We start from the raw sequence: 21,274 nt of genomic DNA on the forward strand, positions 1-21,274 counted from the left end.
TTACATTAGAATATTTAAACCAATAAATCATTTATTACTATTAACCAAAAACCAAAAATTATAAATGCATACTATTTCTTCTCAGGCTACTGTCTTTAAAGACTCAAAAAAACATTATGAAATTCTGGATGGGCTTCGAGGCGTTGCCGCGCTTATTGTGGTCGTTTTTCATATACTTGAAATTTTTTCATGAGGAGATCATACCAAACAATTTATTAATCATGGTTATCTAGCAGTAGACTTCTTTTTCTTGTTGTCAGGTTTTGTAATCTCACATGCCTATGATGACCGCTGGAATAAATTGTCAGTAAAAGAATTCTTCATGCGCAGGCTTATAAGGCTTCACCCAATGATAATTGTTGGAATGCTAGTTGGGGCAATTTGTTTTTATCCTAGTGCTGCGGCTATGTTTCCTTTAGTTGCCGAAACGCCAATATGGAAAATGATACTTGTAATGCTAATTGGTTTTACGTTAATTCCTGTAACACCATCGATGGATATTAGAGGTTGGCAGGAAATGCACCCATTAAATGGACCTGCTTGGTCATTATTTTTTGAGTATATCGCTAATATTATGTATGCTTTATTTTTTAGAAAATTATCAACCAAGATGTTGGCTGTACTTGTGTTTATTGCCGGAATCGTATTGCTTCATTTTGCAATTACTAGCGAAAAAGGAGATGTAATAGGAGGATGGTCTGTAGATGCTCTTCAATTGCAAATTGGTTTTACAAGGCTTATGTATCCTTTTTTGGCAGGTATGCTATTGAGAAAAATCACGAGACCAAGAAATATAAAAAATGCTTTTTTATGGTGTACTGTTTTAATTGTTACAGCTTTATCATTTCCACGTGTAGGAGGAATGGAGAATTTATGGGCAAACGGAATTTACGATGCTTTGGTGATTCTTTTTGTTTTTCCTGCCATTGTTTTTATAGGCTCTAGCGGAAGCATTAGAGGCCAATTCATGCAACGCGTTTGTAGTTTTTTAGGTGATATTTCATATCCAATATATATAATACACTTTCCTTTAGTTTATGTGTTTTATGCATGGGTAGAGAATAATAAAGTGCCACTTGAAAAAGCTTGGCCAGCAGGGATAGCTGTATTTTTAACTTCGATTTTTATTTCTTATATAGCAATGAAGTATTACGATATTCCATTTAGAAAATGGTTAAGTGCTCGTTTACTTAAAAAATAGTTCAATTAGAAAATCATTTACATAGAGTACATACTCTATTTTAAATTTAAAGTTTTGTATGCCCAGTCCAGTTTGATAAACTTGGCTGGGCATTTTTCATGAGTTATATCTTGTAGCAGAATGTTCTAAATTTGTGTCCTTTCACATTTTTTTAAAGTTAATTTCGGGATAATTTACACATTTTTTAAATCGCACAATTTGCAAAAAAGTTTGTTCTCAACTATTACAATTTTTGGCTAGTTCTTTTTTTAGTTTTCTACATCTATTGTAAATAGTTTAGTCTATAAACGACTAAAATTTAGTAAGTAAGAATTTATGAAGCTACTGTTTCGTATTCCTATATTTAGATTTTTTTGACGTTTGACTCTGTTTTTTTTTAACTTTTGGACTGTTTTTTCGTTAAAAAAGCATCACATTAGAACTCAAATTCATTCTTTTTTACAGTTATTTTGCTTACTAAATCCTCTTTAAAATTATTATATGTATTGTTATGCAGCAACTGTAATTACTACAGTTTTTACGTACTTCTATACTTTTTATTCGGCAATTATTTATTGTTTTTTTGTAGGCTTTGTTTTCTTTGAATTTTAAATTTAATGGAGTAAAAACTCACTTTTTTAATTATTATACTTATTTTTGCAAATAAAATCTTAGAAAAAAAACTAAGATTAAATGTGTTTAATTAATTAATTATAAAAATGAATTATATGAAATTAGACTACATAAATTTCAAAATTGAAACTATTAAATAAACGTTGTACATAAGTTACTTAGTAGGTTAACCAATTCCTTTAAAGGATTTAAAATAATAGTATTACTGTCTGTTTGAAGCAATTGAAAAATTGCATTTAACACATAGCGCTCTAGTTCCGATTGGTATCGGGATTTTGCATGAAATTAATTATTCCCAACAACTTATTCCCCCTTAGTTTTTGCATTAGTTTTTGACAACTTTTTTATCATAAAACAATTCGTTTTTGGATAAGAATAGTGTTGTTATTATGACTAAAGTTGGACACTCGAATTAAATATTTTAAAGAAACAGCAAGACGTGCATTGAAAAGATATAACGCCAATGAACAGCTTAAAATAGTACGAAGTGATTAATAATTATGTCCCAATTAAATTTAATAATGAATAGAATTACAATGAATTTAGAAAAAACAGTAAGAATAAAAACGGTAATAGTACTCTTTTTACTTGGAATCAATTTTTCGAGTTTTGCTCAGGAAAGAAGCTCAGGAATTAATACTTTGACGCCCAATGCAGCTGCAGCTCTTGAGGTTTTTTCTACCTCCAAAGGATTTCTTCCTCCTAGACTCACAACAAATCAAAGAGATGCGATTACTGTAAAACCTGCTGGATTGATGATTTATAACAGCGATATTAATTGCCTTGAATTTTGGAATGGGGTTAAATGGATTGAACAATGTTCTAGTTCAGAATATCCTTTTTTTGGAGATTGCACTACTGGCTTGGTTAGCGGAGTATTTGGTAGAGGGGTAATAATGACTGATAAAAATACGCTTAGTGTTGCCGTTATGGCATCCGTGCTTGGGCCTTGGAGTTTTGTTTCTGATGTAATAAATGGAATATCTTTTAGTGGCAATGGCAGATTTACCACAACTGGAGTACAGAATATTACTCTGAGAGCCTCGGGAACTGCACTTACAGATGGTGATTTTAAATTCACACTCATAAATGGCACCTCGGTTTGTTCTAAGGTTATTACTTTTTCTGCTCCTCCTCCTGAGCCAGATTTGACCCTAAATCGTACAGGTCTTAAATTACCATACAGTGCTAGTGGAACTGTTATGAACGGAACAGTTACTGAGTTACCCGTAAGTGCAACATTTAGTGATTTTTTTAATATACGTTCAACAACTATTCTTAATCCTTACTGTGGAATTATAATTAATGATACATGGACTCTTGGTCTTGTTGATAAGTCATATATGACAATTAAATTTAATAGATTGGTTACTAATTTAAAGGTATTCCAAGTTTCAGTTGATCCTAAGGAAGTGGTTAGTTACGTATTAAAACGTAATGGTACTGTAGTACCTGGAAAAATACAGATATCTACTGCCAACTACCCTAATTGTATTACTAATTTTACTGTTTCAGGCACAGAAATCACCTGTGATGTTGGTAGAGCCAGTGGTGTTGTTTACAACATTGGAGATGTCTGGTTTGATGAAATTGAAATTAAACATAATGGAGAGGGTGCTGGTTCTCGTTTTGGTTTTTATTTGGGAGCTGCCAAACAAGACTAATTGGAGTTGAGCCTAAAGCTAAAGTTCTATATCAATTATTCTCAAAATCAGTAACAATTTAAAACAGCTTTTTTTTAGTTACAAATCCTTAAGGTAATTTTTGTTGTTTTTTTGTATGTTTTATTAAGTATGTTTGTTTTGCCTTTCGTGATGTTCTCAAGCTAAATAATTAAATGTGTTAGGTTGTAATGATTTTGAATGCTCAGTTTAACTTTATAAAGTTGGCTGGGCATTTTTTTTGGAAATTTGTTTTACCAACTATAAATATACACTACAGGTTTTTATTATGATGTTTTTTTTTTAAATAAAGACTTATAAGTGGGGTTTTTTGCATTTATTACTACCTATTATCAACACCTATTTTGCTATTTTTTAATTAATTATTTTTATTTTTTTTCTATTTATTAATAAAAAACAGAAAATGAAAAGGTACGTGCGTGTGTTTTATAGTCTTTATTATTAGGTGTTTAAGTTTAAAAAAACACCCTTGTGATAAATTGTGATATACAAAAGTGCTTCGAAATTATTGATTAAATATACTTTTGCAGATTTATTGATATAATTACTACTGTTACATCCTAAGTCATGAGACATGCATAATTTATTATTTTATATTCTACAATTTAATAGCATAGTTTTAAAAATTCATGGCCTAATTAATTCTAATTTTTAGGATAATGACTAACAGAGTCTAATTAAGAATATTGATAATTCAGAAGCGCACAACTGCGTTTTTATGCATGAGAATAATTTTAGCAAAGGGATTAAGTGCTAAAATTTGATTAAATACAGTTGTTATGCTGAACTTAAGGTTTATGCTCGGGGTAACAATTATAAATGGTAATAATTTTAAAACTAAAAAAAAAAATGAAAAGGACTTTTAAAAAAACGTTTAAAATAAAATTGTTGGTTTTTTTAATTCTAATTGGGGTAAATTTTTCGAGTTTTGCTCAAGAAAATAGTGTGGGAATAAATACCCTGACACCAAATACAGGTGCAGCCCTTGAGATATTTTCTACATCTAAAGGACTTCTTCCACCAAGGCTTACAACTATTCAAAGGGATGCAATTAACCCAAAACCAGCAGGATTGATGGTTTATAACAGCGACCTTAATTGCCTTCAATACTGGAATGGAACCAAATGGATTGGACAATGTTCTAATTTAGGAAGTGGAGACTTTAAGGATTGCAGTACAGGGAAATTGAATGGGACGTATGCTGAGGGCGAAGTGATGACAGCTCTAAACACGCTTACTTTAACTGTTATGGTAACAGAGGTAGGTCCATGGAATGTTTTTTCTGATGTAGTAAATGGAATTTCCTTTAGCGGAAATGGTACATTTAATGTAATAGGAGAGCAGAATGTTACATTGACAGCAACTGGAACCCCAACTGCAGGCGGTGATTTTACATTTAAGCTTAATTTGGACACATCTGTCTGTACTAAGAGTATTACTTTTAAGAGCTCTCTTGCGCCAGATCTTTCAGCTAGTACTACAGGGCTTAAGTTGTTATATAAAAGTAATAATAGTAGTGTAAGCGGAGAAGTAAATGGACAGCTTGTGACTGCTACATTTAGTAACTATACTAATATTCAAAACTACAACTCATCGGGTGGTCAATGTGGCGTTTCTTTAGCTGAAAATAGTTGGTGGATTGGTAGTGTTAATTCTTCTTCTATGACTATTAAATTTAACAAAACTGTAAGTAATTTTAAAGTGTTCCAAACCCATATTGATTTAGGAGAAGTAGTTAGTTACGTTTTAAAACTCAAAGGAGTTGTTGTATCAGGAAATATTGCTTTATCCACTGCTTACTCGCAAAATTGTAATACTGATTACACTGTTTCTGGTACACAAATAACCAAATCTATTGGTTCTGCTCAGGGAGGTGCTCTTTACAATGTTGGTGAGGTTTGGTTTGACGAAATTATCATTTCTCATAATGGATTAGGCGGTGGTTCTATCCTTAATTTTTATTTAGGATTAGTGAAATAGATTTAATAATACCTTTTCCATTATTAGTATATCGACTATAAAACCAATTGGTAAGGAAAAGGTATGATGTTTGTTTAATTTCTTATAAATTTTTTAATAAAAGAAATAACAGCTGTAATTTTTTTAGTTTAATCTATAAATTGAGCTCAAGTTTAAAAATATTTTGCCCAGTCCAATATAATAAAGGACTGGGCATTTTGTTTTGTTAAAACAAATTAATTTGCATAAATCTGCAAATTCGCATAATATTGCAAAATGAAAAAATTAAATTTGAAAGAGATAACCTCTAGATCTATAGTAGGTATCAGAAGTATTTATTTTGTTTGTGGTTTAGGTCTCTCTAGTTGGGCACCTTTAGTCCCTTTTGCAAAGGAGCGTTTGGCACTTGATGAAGCTGGACTAGGGCTTTTATTATTACTATTAGGAACAGGAGCAATTATAATGATGCCAATTTCTGGTATCTTAGGACAGCGTTATGGAAATAGAATTGTCATAGCATCTTCAGCATTATTATTCTCGCTTGCGTTGCCTTTTTTAGCATTTTTAGATTCTCCATTACTAATGGGGTTAAGTTTATTCTTATTTGGAGCTGGAGTTGGTACTGTTGATGTAGCCATGAATTCTATGGGAGTACATATACAGAACTTACACAGCAGACCTGTTATGTCCTCTTTTCACGGACTTTTTAGTTTAGGTGGCTTGTTTGGTTCTATTGGAGTAGGATTTTTAATGAAAATGGGGTTAGAGCCGTTGTTTGCTGCAATATGCATTTCTATTTTGGTTATGGTAACTATCGTATTACAGTATAATAAACTTTTTGATAGCGCAACAGAAAAAGAAACAGCAAATGAAAATGATGATTCAGAAGAACTTTTACAAAATGTAAGTTCATCATGGTGGCATCGAGGAGTAATTTTCTTTGGAATATTATGCTTCATTGTCTTTATGGTAGAAGGTGCTGTATTAGATTGGAGTGCACTTTACTTGCGTGAAAATAGAGGAATTGATGAGGTTTGGGCTGGGTTAGGTTTCGCAACATTCTCGGTTGCAATGGCAATTATGAGACTTTTTGGTGATGGTATTGTTGAAAAATACAATAGTAAAGTAGTTGTAACTGGTGGTTCATTAATTGCTGCTTCGGGGCTACTACTTGTTATCACAGCTCCTGTTTTGTCTATTTCATTACTTGGATTTTTTATTCTAGGCTGTGGAGCGGCAAATATTGTTCCTGTGTTTTTTAATGAAGCAGGTAAGTTAAAAGGGATTCCAACATCTATAGCGGTGAGCGCAATTAGTACCTTGGGCTATTCGGGTATGCTGTTAGGTCCTGTTGGTGTTGGGTTTTTGGCGCAAGTTTCATCACTTGCAATTGCATTTGCAGTTGCCACTACCTTGTTGGCTACAGTTGGAATCTTGTATTTGTGGTATGTGTCAACTAGAAAGTAATTAAGAATCTCGGTTTCAGTTTTCAGTCTCAGTCTCGGTTTTCAGTCTCAGTTACAGTTTTCAGTTTCTCCAATTTTGTCTTTCTGAGGTACGAAGAATCTCTTCAAGTGGCTAACATAAAACAGTTTTTAGAATCCTGTATTACCACAATCTTGTCTTTCTGATGCACGAAGACCCGAGCGACTGCGAACAGACGAAGTAATCTCTTCAAGTAGCTCGACAATCGAGGAATACTTTGTGTTAGTTTCTCGTGGAGGTTCTTCCTTCGTTAGAAAGTCAAGATTGTGGTTAAAAAAAAACGAAAAATAAAACTAGCAAATGGAATTTGTATAAACAAAAAAAGCACCTACAGGGTAGGTGCTTTATAACAAAATATATAGGATGTTAAGCTATTACAACGTTTGTTGCGTTTGGTCCTTTGCGACCCTCTTCAATATCGTAACGTACTACATCGTTCTCACGAATGTTTTCCGATAATCCTGAAACATGAACAAAGATTTCACTTCCACCATCATTAGGTGTTATAAATCCGAAACCTTTTTCTTCATTGAAGAATTTTACTGTACCTTCTTGCATTTTTTAAATAAATTAATTTATGCAAAGATATACTATTAAATCCTAAAATTTACTTAAAAAAAAGATTGATTTTTTGCATTATCAATAAAATAATCTTAAAAATGTTCTGAGATTCAGTCACAGTCTCAGTCACAGTCTTGGTTTTCAGTCTCAGTTTTCAGTTTTCAGTCTCAGTTTCAGTTTTCAGTCGCAGTTTTCAGTCTCAGTTTTCAGTTTTCAGTCTCTCCAATTTTGTCTTTCTGAGGTACGAAGAATCTCTTCAAGTGGCTAACATAAAACAGTTTTTAGAATCCTGTATTACCACAATCTTGTCTTTCTGAGGTACGAAGACCCGAGCGACTGCGAACAGACGAAGTAATCTCTTCAAGTGACTCGACAATTGAGGAATACTTTGTGTAAGTTTCTCGTGGAGGTTCTTCCTTCGTCAGAAAGACAAGATTGTGGTTAAAAAATTCCGTTAGCTATCGGAATAGAATTGATAATCAAAGATGATTTTGAGAAAAAAAATTTTTTCGCATAGCTTATGCGGTTTATTTTAAGTGAAACGTCTTACTAGCCTTAGAAAAGCTATGTGTCTATGTGTTGAAATATTTACAGAAAATAGGTTAATTAAGTGATTTAAATAAAGAAGTATTCATAGCAAAGTAATGTTAAACCAATTTGGTCGATGCATTTCTATAAGAATCCAATTTGGGGTCATTACTGGCTAATTCGGTGATAAGAATCTCAATTTCTTCCATCGGGCAAATCTTATAAGGTTCTGCTTGGTCCATTTTTTCTAAAAGCGCCAGTGCAATACTTTTTTTGGAAGCTTTGTGCATTGCCGTTTTTACATCACCATCATTCTTGTAAGTAGCCGTTACCCCAAATTTACTATCTACAGCACAAGTTCCGAGGAAATAGACATCGGCAACATAGTTTTTAATTTCATCGCACGTTTTAGCTCCTTCAGTAGTTTGAGTTTGTGGATTATAACTCCCGCCTAAAAGCACTAAATTAATGTTCTTATGATTGGCTAGTATAGGAACAATAGAAATATTATTTGTAATAATAGTTAAACTTGTAGTAACAGGAATTTTTGCTGCAATGCTACAATTTGTAGTACCACCATCCATAAACAAAGTTTGTCCATGATGAATAAATTGCTGTGCTTTTAAAGCAATGATTTGTTTTTTATCAGTAAGATAATTTGCGCGATCAACAAAACTCAAAGGGTTTTTTTCAACAGGAATTGCACCGCCTCTTACTTTAGATAATAGTCCGTTATTATGTAGGGCTTCAATATCTCTGCGTACAGTATCTTCCGAAACTTTTAATTCTAGAGAGAGGATTTCGTAAGATACCTTACCTTTTGAAGCAAGGATATGGAGTATTTTATCAAAACGTTCTTCTTTTAACATAATGGAGTATTGAGCTTACAAATATAACATTCTTTACCCTATTTCAACAAGTTCATATAACTCATTAATATCCTCATAAAATAAGGTGTTCAGATTGGTTTCTACGTTAGGTAAGTGTGTTATTGCTGCCATAGTAAAACCATGTTGCTCCATAGTTATAAGATCATCGGGACGGTCTTTAATTACAAGCGTTCCAAAAGGAGAAAATCCCTTGGAGGAAGTAATCTGTAGTGCAGTAGTGCCATAAGAGTTTTTTATGTCTGCAAGAATCTGGACTTCTTTAAAAAAAGGATGTAACTCTGTGAGGTTAAGATTTTTTATAACAACATCATAATTCAGTTTTGTAACTAAACAATATGGAACTTGTAAGCTGTTTATGAATTTTTTTACACCAGGATTTGATTCTAATCCCGAGTTTATCTCAGACTCCAGACATTCTTCTAGATAAGATTCACAAAATTTAGTATTGCATATTTCTTCGAGTATAGGAATACATTTTTTTAGTGATTTACCGCCAAAATAGTTGATAGCCAAATCGGGGTCGAGATTTTTTCCTTTGTTCTCAATAGTATCCAATAGTATCGATATTAGTATGGTATCTGAATTAATTAGAATATTATCGCAATCAAAAATCACAAACTTAATAGGATTTGTTTTTTTAACTATTTTGGACATAAAATTTCATTTTTTTCTATAATTGGAATAGTTAACAGGATAAAATAATTATGCTAAAATAGGCAAATTTGCATAATTTTGCAAATATTTAAAAATGAAAAATAATAATTTGAAGCTTACGTTATCTAGTTGACTTTATTGTAGATAGCAAATAGGTTTTGTGGAGGAAAGATCTTTAAAAATAAATTTGAAGCTAGCTTTTAGGAGGACACAATTATTAAATCTAAAATTTTAATGTTATTTAATTTACTTGTATTTAATACGATGTATTTGTAAGTAAAAAAGCCAATACGTTATGAAAATCGTAGTTTAAAAAAAAACATAAATTGATATTATTGTAAAATATGCTATATTTCGAAAGTTTTTAATAAGGATAAAGTTTTATCTTACAACGAACCACTCCTGTTTAAATTTCACTCAAAAAAAAGTAATTATTCTTTATGAAGTCAAATGATATAATAATCCTTGAAAAACTCAGGTTGGGAGATTCTTCGGCCTACAAGGAATTATTTGACTTGTATTATATGCCTCTCAGCATATATTCTTTTAAGTATTGTGATTCATTTGAGTTAGCCGAAGATATTGTACAAGATTTATTTATAAAGTTTTGGGACGAGAAACTTTATATGAACCTTGATACGGCAATTGGGCCCTACCTTTTTCAATCTGTAAAAAACAATACTTTACACGCAACCAAAAAAAATAACAGGTACATATTTGAGGAAATTGAAGATCAGATTCATACTTTATTAGAAGATGAGCATCTCGATATGGATTTTATAGAGCTTGAAAAAAAGAAACTTTACGAACAAATAGAAGCTTTACCCTTAAAAAGCAAAGAAGTTTTTAAAGCAATTGTATTAAATAATTTAAAGTACAAAGAAGTAGCTTTAGAGCTTGGAGTGTCAGTAAATACAGTTAAAACACATTACTCAAGAGCCTTAAAACAACTACGAAATTCATTAGATACAATCATAACCGTATTAATAGTTTAAAAAAAGTTTGATTTCTTGTCACCCATTTTTCATTTTTTATACTCTTTACTATATAAGACATAAATAATGAATGATATTCCCCAAAATATATTAGATATTCTTTTAGTTTATACTTCAAAAGAAGGAATAAACGAAAGTCAATTTAATACCCTTAATGAATGGATAAACAGCAGTTCGGAAAATGAATTTATTTTTTCTGAGTACTTGTTGTTTTATAAAAAATCAAGACGAATTGGGTTTGCAGAAAAAATAGATAAAGATAAGGCTTGGGAAAATATTGTCTCTCAATTGCAACGACCAATAGATGATGTTGAAGAGGTTGAAAAACCGACATTTTTAGGACGATTTTTGGAGCATAAGACTGTCTTTTTGAAATATGCCGCGGTAGTATTTTTTTTATTATCAATTGGATTTTTATTTTATCAAAAGAACGATCATTCTAAATCGACTTTTGTAGTTCCTGAAGAAGCCATAACACTACAATTAGAAAATGGTACTATTCAGATAATAAAAGAGGATGGCACGACACAAGTTGTAGATGTAAACGGAAATGTTGTAGGTAAACAAAAAGGCAATCTATTAGAGTATGGCAGTACTGTTGCAAAAGATACCTTGGTGTATAATGTTATAAAAATCCCTTACGGAAAGCGCTTTGAATTAAAATTATCCGACGGAACAAATGTGCATTTAAACGCAGGAAGTAGCTTGCGTTATCCTGTTCAATTTGTAGAGAAAGACAAACGTCAGGTATTTTTAGATGGGGAAGCCTATTTTGATGTTAGTAAAGATGCAAAACACCCTTTTATCGTTACTTCAAACGATATGGATGTTAAGGTTTTAGGAACCAAATTTAATGTTACTTCTTATAAAAAAGACGGAAAAACATATGCTGTTTTAGTAGAAGGTAGCATAGCTGCTTCTAGTAAATTAGAGTTGCATGATAATGTAATTCTGAAACCAGGATATCGCGCTTATTTTGAAGATAAAAAATTAAAGACAGAGACAGCAGATGTTAGAAAATACATTGCTTGGGTTTCGGGAGAACTTATGTTTATCGACGATTCATTTGATGTAATCTCCAATAAATTAGAACGAAAATACAATGTTGAAATTATAAATAATTACAAAGAACTAAATGATATTGTAATAACAGCAACATTTAAAAATGAAAATATTTATCAGGTTTTAAAGACTTTTCAAACCTATGAAGCTTTTGACTTTACTATTAACGATAGAATAATAACCATAAATAAACCAAGAATGAAGTAAAACCAATTAAAACCAAAAAAAAGGAAGGTGCGCCAACACCTTCCAATCATTTTAAAAGTGATTTAATCTTAAACCAGTAAAACTAAACCAGTGTAAACTTATGAAAAAACAACCAATTTCAGGTGCGTGGCCGCGCATTTTTAATAATGCCAACTTAAAGATGAAATTCACAATCTTATTTTTATTTACTAGTCTTTTGCAAGTTAGTGCTTCAAGTAGTTACGGACAGAACAAAAAAGTTACCATGGATGTAAATGGGGTAGCTTTAGTAAATGTTTTTAAAATTATAGAAGACCAAACCGACTTTCATTTTTTTTATAATAAAAATGAATTAAACCTAAATCAAAAAATTGATTTAAACGTTGATAAAAAACAACTAGGAGAAGTTTTAAATAAACTTTTTAATAAAACGAATATTTCTTATCAGATTCTAGGAAATCAAATTGTTCTCAAAAAGCAAGTAGCAAATAGTAGTAAAACAGAGAAAGAAATTTTTATAGCTACTGAGCAAAGACCTATTGAAGGATTTGTTACAGATGTTTTAGGAATTCCTATTCCGGGAGTAACTGTTGTGGTAGAAGGTACAAAATATGTTACCTCTACATCTTACGAAGGAAGATTCAAGTTTGATAACGATGTGAAAGGGAAATTCCTGATCTTATCATTTATGGGATTTAAAACACAACGTATTCCTGTAACTAATGAATTAATGAAAGTAGTTCTTGAAGAAGAAACGAACCAACTTGAAGAAGTTGTACTTGTAGGATACGGTAAACAAAAACGTTCTGAGTTTTCGGGAGCAGTTTCTTCTATCGATTCAAAAGATATAGTACAAGCAGCAACCGGAAGTATTGGTATTGACAGAGCATTAGGCGGATTAACAAAAGGAGTTCAGGTATCTCAAAATTCAGGTCGTCCTGGGGCTCCAGTTCGAATTAATGTTAGAGGATTTACTTCGCCATTATCTGGAGTAGCAGGATTAAACCAGCCTTTATTTGTAATTGATGGGGTATCTTTTAACCTAGATAATATGCAAGGAGCTAATCCATTATTGACATTAAATCCAAATGATATCGAAAGCCTTGATGTATTAAAAGATGCAGGAGCAACTTCTATTTATGGTTCACGTGGAGCAAATGGAGTAATTATCATTAAAACAAAAAGAGGTAAAAAAGACCAACCTTTAAAAGTTAATGCTTCTTTAACAACTTCGTTAGCAACGCCTATTAGCACAGTACAAGTTTTAAATGCAGCACAGTATAAAAACTATTATAACCAATTAATTAACACTACTGTTACGGCTATGAATAATGGTCAATTGGACTCCTTTTATGTTTATGATTTGGCTAATATCGGAAAGACAGATTTAGATTTTGATACCGGTATGGTTACGTATGACGGATTAAGAGAGGATTATTTTGGTACTTCGGACACCAACTGGAACAAAGAAGTTTTTAGAAGTGTAGCAGTAACAAGACAAGCTAATTTTAGTTTTAACGGAGGTAGTAGCAACACCAATTATATGTTTAGTTCTTCTTTTATAGATCAAGAAGGATTGACTATAAATGATAAAATGAAACAATACAATGTTTCTATTTCGTTGGATTCTGATTTAACTAAATATGTAAAAATGGGTGGTTCTGTTAATTTAGGACATACTCAAGCTAATTCGGGAGAAAACGATGTTACAAACCAATATACAGTTAATACTTCTATCGCTAGAGCACGTCCTGACTTGCCAGTGAGAGATGAAAACGGTAAGTTGTTAGGACAGCCAGATTATCAGTACGGTTTTATGACTTTAGAGCCAAATCCTTTAATGCGATTAAAAAATAAAGCAGATAATAAAACATATAATTTTATCGGAAGTACTTATATCGAAATACAGCCTGTAAAAGATTTGAAGATAAAAACAGAAGTTAATGCCTCTGTATTTTATAATAAGAACAGCACTTTTATTCCAAAAATAACAGATACAGACTTTATCTTTTTTCCTAATGATTCCTTCTTAAGTGAAGCAGATGGATTAGTATCTAATATTACAACAAACTTAACTGCCAATTATGACTTCAAATTAGCGAGTCATAAATTTGGATTAATGGCCGGTGCAGCTTGGGATGATACTAGTTTTTCTAATTCAAATCAATTTTATTCTGGTTTCCCAGATGATGAAATATTGATTAACGCTACTTCTGCGAGAACTGCATTAGGCTATAGTAGCTCACGTCTTAAAACAGGTTTATACTCCATGTTTTCTCGTTTAAATTATGGATATAAAGATTTGTATAATGCTACTTTCAATTTCAGAACAGATACTTCTTCTAAATTTGGACCCGGTAATAAAAGAGCTTATTTCCCTTCATTGTCTGTTAGTTGGAATATTGCTAATGAAGCTTTTTTAGCAGAAAGCACTCATGTTAATGTTTTAAAACTTAGAGCAAGTGCTGGAAAGGTTGGATCAACTAATGTAGCTGACTTTTCGTATCTACAATCTTTTCTAAACTCTTCTTCGAGTATTTATAATGGTAATTCAGGAGTTGTAGCAGATGATAATTTCCCTAATCCAAATGTAGGTTGGGAAACTACAAATGAGGTGAACTTAGGTTTGGATTTTGGATTTTTCAACAACCGTCTAAAAGGAGGAATTGACGTGTACAATAGAAAAACAAACGGAGCTTTGGTTAGAACACCAATTCCTCTTGAGTTAGGTCCAATTGTATATTATTCAAACTTTTTGGATGTTATAAACAGAGGGGTTGAGATTAATTTAGGTGGTGATATTATAAGAAATGAAAATTTTACTTGGTCAACTAATATAAATTGGGCATTTAATAAAAATAAATTAGATAAGTTAAATGGTGCCAGTATTAATGAATTTCAAACAGATAATTTCATAGAAGGACAGCCAGTAGGAACTATTTTAGGATATAAAGTTGATAAAATATTTCAAAATCAAGCGGAAGTAGACGCTTTAAATGCCACATCGCCTACAGGTTATTACGATAAGGCATCAACAGGAATTGGAGATTATATGATTAAAGACCTTAATGGAGATGGTAGAATTACTGAGGCCGATAAAACGATTATTGGCGATATTCAACCTGATTTCTTCGGAGGAATCTCGAATACATTTGCGTACAAGAACTTAACATTAAGTGCATTATTTCAATTTTCTGTAGGAGCAAAATCAATTTGGAATGCTATTCCAGCAGGAACTTATAATCCGTTAGGAGAAAATAAATATAGCGAATATGCTTTAAATACTTGGACACCAGAAAATACGAATGCGCGTTATGCAAGAGCATTGTATACTGATCCATCGGCAAGCGGAAGAATATCAGATAGATACTTATATGATACTTGTTACTTGCGTTTAAAAAGCATACAGTTAAGTTATAATTTTGATAAAAAACTACTAAACAGAGTAGGATTAGAAGGTGCAACACTTTCTTTAACAGGTACAAATTTATTGACTTGGACAAAGTGGCCTGGAATTGATCCTGAAGTTTCTTCAGAAAGAGGAAATATAACAGACCAAATCAGCAATGATGATCCATATCCATTAGCTAAATCATTCTCTTTAGGAATTCAAGTTCAATTTTAATTTAATACAGATGAAATTAATTATAAAAAATAGTATTAAGGTTTTATTCCTAACGCTAGCTGTTACTATCAGTAGTTGCGATATTGATGATATTAAACCCGTTAATAAACTAACGGTAGAAAACACAATACGAGATGAGGCTTCGGCACAACTCGTTCTTAATGGTGTTTATACTTTAGGAAAAGCATTTGATGTTAGTTTTTTCCCATTGCATTTAGCCGCTTATGGAAATGAAGGAATTATTAGAGGGGGGGGACTAACTGGAGAAAGAGGATTTAATATAAATGAAGTTCCTGTCAATAATAGCTTTTTGGCTAAATTATATAATGGGCAATACAAGATTATCAATTTATCCAATTTTATAATTCGTGAATTGGAAGCTGGAAAAGCTGTTGGAATCTCGGATACTAGAAAAGCCGAAATACTTTCGGAAGCAAAGTTTCAAAGAGCCTTTGCACATTTTAACTTACTGCGTTATTTTGGGGAGTTTTATGATTTAAACTCAACTTATGGAGTGGTTTTAAGAGTTAAATTTTCAGACGAATTAGAAGCAAACCCTAGAAATACAGTCGCAGAAGTGTACAAACAAATCGAAGAAGATTTGGTATATGCTGCAGCAAATGGTCCTGTTTATATAGATCATTTTTACTCAGGAAGTTTAGCTGCAAAAGCATTACTTGCTAAGGTATATTTATATGAAAGAAAATTTGCTGAAGCTTCAGATTTAGCAGATGAAGTACTTTTTAACGATGAAGGATATGAATTAGAAGCACAATATGGTGCTATTTTTAAGAACAGTTTTAATTCATCAGAAGTAATTTTTGCTCCACATACCGGACCTGATAATGAAGGTAAAACGAACATGAATTTGGTTATAAATACTTCTTACAGCCAAACATTAAAAACGCTTGCAGATGATCAAGTTGGAGCTTCAACAGATGGTGTATTAACAGGTAATGGATCAGGTTATGACCCTCGTTTTAACTTTGCTTATGCTGATAAAACCAAAGGATCAAATAATAATGGCAAATACCCATTTTTAAATGTATTGTCATCACAAGGAAATACGTTGTATCACTTGCGTTTAGCCGAAATATATTTAATAAAAGCAGAAGCAGAAGCGCGCAAACAAGGCGGTGATCTTTCAATCGCATTACAGCACCTAAACGATATTAGAAACCGTGCTGGTGTAACCGAAAAAGATCTTTCTGATAAAGCAACTTTATTAAACGACATTCGTCAAGAAAAACTATTAGAGTTGTTTTTTGAAAATGGTGAAAGTTGGTTTGATATCGTACGTTATCACACACAAGGAGATCTTGTAGCTTCATCGGTTAAACCAAGCTTAATTTCAGTTAATCAGTTTGTATTACCAATACCTCTTGATGCACTAGTAGGAAACAAAACACTTATTCAAAATAAAGGCTATTAAGCCAAACTGACTTTTAAACGAGGAGTGTGCAAACAATAGTGGATAAAATGATTTTAATAAATTATGCACACTCCTCTTTTAACCAATAAATTAAAATTAAAAAAAATGAAAAAATTATCATTTATAGCTGTATTAATTGTATTGTTTTCTTTTCAGAAAGCAGATCCACCAAAGGATTATGCGGTAGTACATGGAAAAATAACTAATCCAATAGAAGGATTAGGATTTAGACTTTTTGACCCAGTGAGTGCAAAATCGTTTACATTCAAAGTTGGAGCAGACGGAACGTATAGAGACACTATTAAGTTAGAAAAAGCGACTTATTTTAATGGATTCTATGATAAATTGATTTCACTGTACCTTACCAAGGGAATGGATTTAGAAATTAATTTTGATGCAAAAAATGTTTCTAAAACTATCACAATTATTGGTAAGGGACAAGAAGAGAATTCTTTTCTAGGACTTAAGGCTAAGTTAGAAGGCGGTTTATTTGGAGCAGATTATTTGGAGTTTTTAAACGTAGAGAAAAAGGTATTCGATGAGAAAATGAAGCAATTTTCAGATAATTTTAAGGTTGAATTAGATAAAAAGAAATCGGTTTTAGATCCAAACTTTACTACAACTCAATTAAAAAAACTAGAAGAGTTTAATACTAGTTTAGCATCAGAATATACTAAACAGCAAATTAATAATAGCGAATTAGGAGTAGGAATGCCATCTCCAGTTTTTACAAATTATATTAATTATAAAGGAGGAAAGTCTTCACTTTCAGATTTTAAAGGAAGCTACGTTTTTATAGATGTTTGGGCAACTTGGTGTGGACCATGCAAATATGAAATGCCTTATTTAGCAAAAGTAGAGAAAGAATTTCACGGCAAAAATATAAAATTTGTAAGTATTTCTGTTGACCGCTTGGCCGATGAAAAAAAGTGGAGAGACATGATAAAAGCGCAAGGATTAACAGGAGTTCAGCTTTTAGCAGACAAAGAGATTAAATCTACATTTATAACTTCATACTATATACAGGGAATACCACGCTTTATTGTATTAGACAAGGAAGGTAAAATAATTAGTTCAGACGCTCCTAGACCTTCGGAACCTGAACTTACTGAATTATTAAATACACTAGATATTTAATTTATTTAGAAGTTCACATTTTATTTTCTATTAATTAAACGATTGTAACTCAACTTACAGTCGTTTAATTTTCATTTCCTCTTTTAAATTCATTTTTAAATAGGGTAGTGGCTACTATTGCCTTTTTTGAAAAAGAAACAATGCATAAAATTATTATTTAACCCATAGAATGTAATTATTTCAGCACTTAGTTTCGATAGCAATCGGATCTATGTCTCAGGTGTTAAATACCTTTTTTGCGAAGCAAATTAACGAAGTAATTACACCCAACAGGGATTATAGATTAGTTAAAAAGCTAGCATATTTTTTTATTAGAAACTAATTTTGCAACAAACAAGAATACACCAAAAATTACTATAAATAAAACATGAAAAAACTATTAACTGTATTTTCTCTTTTTTTGGCATTCCATAATGGGAACGCACAAGAGGTAAAATTAAACGACCCGCTCTCAGTAAATACTAAAATTAAAAAAGGAGTTCTTAAAAACGGAATGACGTATTACATCTACAAAACAGATGTAGTTAAAAACGTGGCCAGCTATTATATTATTCAAAATGTAGGTTCAATTTTAGAGAATGATGACCAACAAGGATTGGCTCACTTTTTAGAACATATGGCATTTAATGGTACTAAAAACTTTCCTGGAAAAGGAGTTTTAAATACCCTTCAAAAACATGGTGCCGTTTTTGGGAAAGACATCAATGCCTATACAGCATTTGATGAAACGGTTTATAACATGGATAATATACCAACCAATGTAGATGGATTAATAGATACTTCACTTTTAATCTTACACGATTGGGCAGATGGTTTATTGCTTACAGATGCTGAAATTGATGCAGAACGTGGCGTAATAAAAGAAGAATGGAGAACCAGACAAAATGGGGACATGAGACTTTTTAAAAAATCATTGCCAACAATGTTTAACAATACCAAATATGCAGATCGTATGCCTATTGGTTTAATGAGTGTTGTCGATAATTTTAAATACAAAGCATTAAGAGATTTTTATCACGATTGGTATCGTACAGACTTACAGGCTATAGCCATTGTAGGTGATATTGATGTTGCCGAAATAGAGCAAAAAATTCAAAAATTATTTTCAACTATTCCAGCAATCGCTAATCCGATTAAGAGAACAGTTATTGATATTCCTGATAATAAAGAAATGCTTTATAATTTAGGAATTGATACTGAAGTAACAACATCAAATATTTCGTTTAATATTAATCAACCGAAATCATTAAAAGACGAAACGGTTGCCGATTATAAAGAGTTAGCTTTTAGCCGAATGGTATCTGGAATGTTAAGTTCAAGACTAAAAGAAATTGCACAAAAACCAGATGCACCATTTTTTTCTGCTACAGCTAGTTATCAGAGTTTAGCTCGTACAGAGAACACGTTCGGATTAACGATTTCTCCTAAGCCAAACAAACAAGAAGAAGCTTTTAAAACGGCTCTTACAGAGTTAAACAGAGCGGTGAAATTTGGTTTTACACAAGCAGAAATTGACAGAACGATTGCTGTTTATGATAATCACTATCAAACTAAAATTAGTAAAGTAGATCAGATTCCTCATTATGAAATTGTAAATACCATCGTCAAAAATTATTTAGAAAATCAAGCAATGACTGATGTTGCTAAAGAATATGAACTTTTTAAATCAATTTTTGAAAAAGCAAATCCTGCAGAATTTCACGAGTTCATCAAAAAATTATACACAGAAAACAATAGAGTTTTAGATGTAACAGGAGTTGAAGGAGATAAGAACCTTACTAAAGAACAGGCACTAAATACTATAAAGACTGTAGAAAATGATGCGACTTTAACTGCTTATACTGATGAGTTTGTTGGAAAAACATTGATTTCAGATGTTGTTATAAAACCAGGTAAAATTGTTTCAGAAAAGCATATTAAAGATATTGATGCTACAACTTTTGTTTTAAGCAATGGAGTAGTGGTTAATTATAAATTTACTGATATCGAAAAAAACAATGTATTATTTGAAGCAGTAAGTTTTGGAGGAAATTCAATGTTGAAAGACGCAGACCTTCCTTCAGCTGGTTTCGTAAGTAGCTTAGCACGTATGTCAGGTTTAGGTGATTATAATGCTACCGATTTGGCTAAAGTTTTAGCAGGGAAAAATGCAAATTCAGTAGTTGGTATTACCGATTTAGAAGAAAACGTATCAGGAACTTCTACAACCAAAGATGTCGAAACGATGTTCCAGATGATGCATTTACAATTTGTAAAACCACGCTTTGACGAGAATAGTTTTCAGGTTCTAAAAAATAATTTACAGAATAGTTTATTGCAACGTAAAGGTGATGTTGCTTACAAAATGCAAGATAGTTTGACAACTACTTTGTACGGATTCAATAATCCTAAAAAACGATTGTTTGATGAGGATTTTGTAAAAGAGGTTTCTCTTGAAAAAATAAAATCAATTTACTTAGATCGTTTTAGTAACCCTGCAGACTTTATATTTTTTATTACAGGAGATATTCCAAAAGAAACTCTTAAACCTTTATTAGAAAAATATGTTGCTAGTTTACCAACAACTAAAAATAAAGAAAGTTGGAAAAATAATTCTGTTGCATGGTTAAAGGACAGCAATAAAAAAGAGGTGCTTTTGCCAATGGAAGATCCAAAAGCTACAGTACGTATCGCCTTTAAAAAGCCAGTGAAATATAGTTTAAAAAACACCTACTTAATAAAAGTTTTTCAAGATGTTTTAGAAATGAAATTGTTAGAAACGCTAAGAGAGCAAGAAGGTGGAACTTACGGAGCTAGTGTTTACAGCTCATTGACTAAAAGACCACAAGAGCAAGCTACTTTTTATGTTTATTTTGATTGTGATCCTGATAAGGCAGAAAAATTAGTTTCGATTGTTTTTCAAGAAATCAATAAAATTAAAAATGGTGAAATTGATAAAGAAGATCTAGACAAGGCATTAACCAGTAATTTGAAAGATGTAAAGGAAGAAAAAGAATATACTAGTTATGAACTGAATGTACTTTACGACTATTTTGTTGAAGGATATAACAGAAATGATGCAAAAAATAATGCAGCTATAATTAGAGCAATTACACCTAGTGATGTTAAAAAATTTACAGCCTTATTGATGAAAGATGCGCAGAGTTATGAACTTGTATTTAAACCTAAAAAATAATTAAGTAAAAGGTTTTCGTTGTTGCTTTTATATTGGAGGCTTTTGGATTAGTAAACAATCAACGGAAGTTTATTTATGGGGTCATTATCA

At 31.7% G+C, this 21,274-nt stretch carries 13 protein-coding genes; 10 read left to right on the forward strand and 3 right to left on the reverse strand.

Annotation, left to right across the window (positions count from 1 at the left end; genetic code table 11):
• Positions 1–214 precede the first annotated feature (214 nt).
• The 4 genes from QWY99_RS07715 (at position 215) to QWY99_RS07730 (ending at position 6,921) form a co-directional block, all read left to right on the forward strand.
• Positions 215–1,201 (forward strand): acyltransferase family protein, encoded by a 987-nt coding sequence (locus QWY99_RS07715; RefSeq protein ID WP_353960580.1) that lies wholly within the window; start codon positions 215–217, stop codon positions 1,199–1,201.
• 1,133 nt (positions 1,202–2,334) lie between these two features.
• Entirely contained in the window at positions 2,335–3,477 is a 1,143-nt protein-coding gene (locus tag QWY99_RS07720) for a phage tail-like protein (protein ID WP_290263398.1), read from the forward strand.
• 867 nt (positions 3,478–4,344) lie between these two features.
• A complete protein-coding gene (locus QWY99_RS07725) occupies positions 4,345–5,475 on the forward strand; it encodes a phage tail-like protein (protein ID WP_290263401.1) in 1,131 nt (376 codons plus the stop codon).
• A 255-nt stretch (positions 5,476–5,730) separates the two neighbouring features.
• Positions 5,731–6,921 carry an MFS transporter gene (locus QWY99_RS07730; RefSeq protein WP_290263402.1) on the forward strand — a complete coding sequence of 397 codons (1,191 nt, stop codon included), beginning with the start codon at positions 5,731–5,733 and terminating at the stop codon, positions 6,919–6,921.
• A gap of 384 nt (positions 6,922–7,305) precedes the next feature.
• Here QWY99_RS07730 and QWY99_RS07735 read toward each other — a convergent pair whose 3' ends face one another.
• From QWY99_RS07735 to QWY99_RS07745, 3 genes are all read right to left on the reverse strand, one after another.
• Entirely contained in the window at positions 7,306–7,497 is a 192-nt protein-coding gene (locus tag QWY99_RS07735; RefSeq protein WP_290263404.1) for a cold-shock protein, read from the reverse strand.
• Positions 7,498–8,147: 650 nt separating this feature from the next.
• Positions 8,148–8,897 (reverse strand): DeoR/GlpR family DNA-binding transcription regulator, encoded by a 750-nt coding sequence (locus QWY99_RS07740; protein WP_290263405.1) that lies wholly within the window; start codon positions 8,895–8,897, stop codon positions 8,148–8,150.
• A 33-nt stretch (positions 8,898–8,930) separates the two neighbouring features.
• Positions 8,931–9,572 carry an HAD hydrolase-like protein gene (locus QWY99_RS07745; protein WP_290263407.1) on the reverse strand — a complete coding sequence of 214 codons (642 nt, stop codon included), beginning with the start codon at positions 9,570–9,572 and terminating at the stop codon, positions 8,931–8,933.
• A 440-nt stretch (positions 9,573–10,012) separates the two neighbouring features.
• Here QWY99_RS07745 and QWY99_RS07750 point away from each other — a divergent pair, with 440 nt between their 5' ends.
• The 6 genes from QWY99_RS07750 to QWY99_RS07775 all read left to right on the forward strand — a co-directional run bounded on the left by QWY99_RS07750 (position 10,013) and on the right by QWY99_RS07775 (position 21,184).
• Entirely contained in the window at positions 10,013–10,567 is a 555-nt protein-coding gene (locus QWY99_RS07750) for an RNA polymerase sigma factor (RefSeq protein WP_290263409.1), read from the forward strand.
• A gap of 66 nt (positions 10,568–10,633) precedes the next feature.
• A complete protein-coding gene (locus QWY99_RS07755; protein WP_290263411.1) occupies positions 10,634–11,836 on the forward strand; it encodes a FecR family protein in 1,203 nt (400 codons plus the stop codon).
• Positions 11,837–11,936: 100 nt separating this feature from the next.
• Positions 11,937–15,440 (forward strand): TonB-dependent receptor, encoded by a 3,504-nt coding sequence (locus QWY99_RS07760; RefSeq protein WP_290263413.1) that lies wholly within the window; start codon positions 11,937–11,939, stop codon positions 15,438–15,440.
• A 10-nt stretch (positions 15,441–15,450) separates the two neighbouring features.
• Positions 15,451–16,872 carry a RagB/SusD family nutrient uptake outer membrane protein gene (locus tag QWY99_RS07765; RefSeq protein WP_290263416.1) on the forward strand — a complete coding sequence of 474 codons (1,422 nt, stop codon included), beginning with the start codon at positions 15,451–15,453 and terminating at the stop codon, positions 16,870–16,872.
• A gap of 105 nt (positions 16,873–16,977) precedes the next feature.
• A complete protein-coding gene (locus QWY99_RS07770) occupies positions 16,978–18,009 on the forward strand; it encodes a TlpA family protein disulfide reductase (protein WP_290263418.1) in 1,032 nt (343 codons plus the stop codon).
• 367 nt (positions 18,010–18,376) lie between these two features.
• Entirely contained in the window at positions 18,377–21,184 is a 2,808-nt protein-coding gene (locus QWY99_RS07775) for a M16 family metallopeptidase (protein WP_290263420.1), read from the forward strand.
• Positions 21,185–21,274: the final 90 nt, after the last annotated feature.

This window comes from Flavobacterium branchiarum (assembly GCF_030409845.1).
In the GTDB taxonomy this organism is placed as follows: domain Bacteria; phylum Bacteroidota; class Bacteroidia; order Flavobacteriales; family Flavobacteriaceae; genus Flavobacterium; species Flavobacterium branchiarum.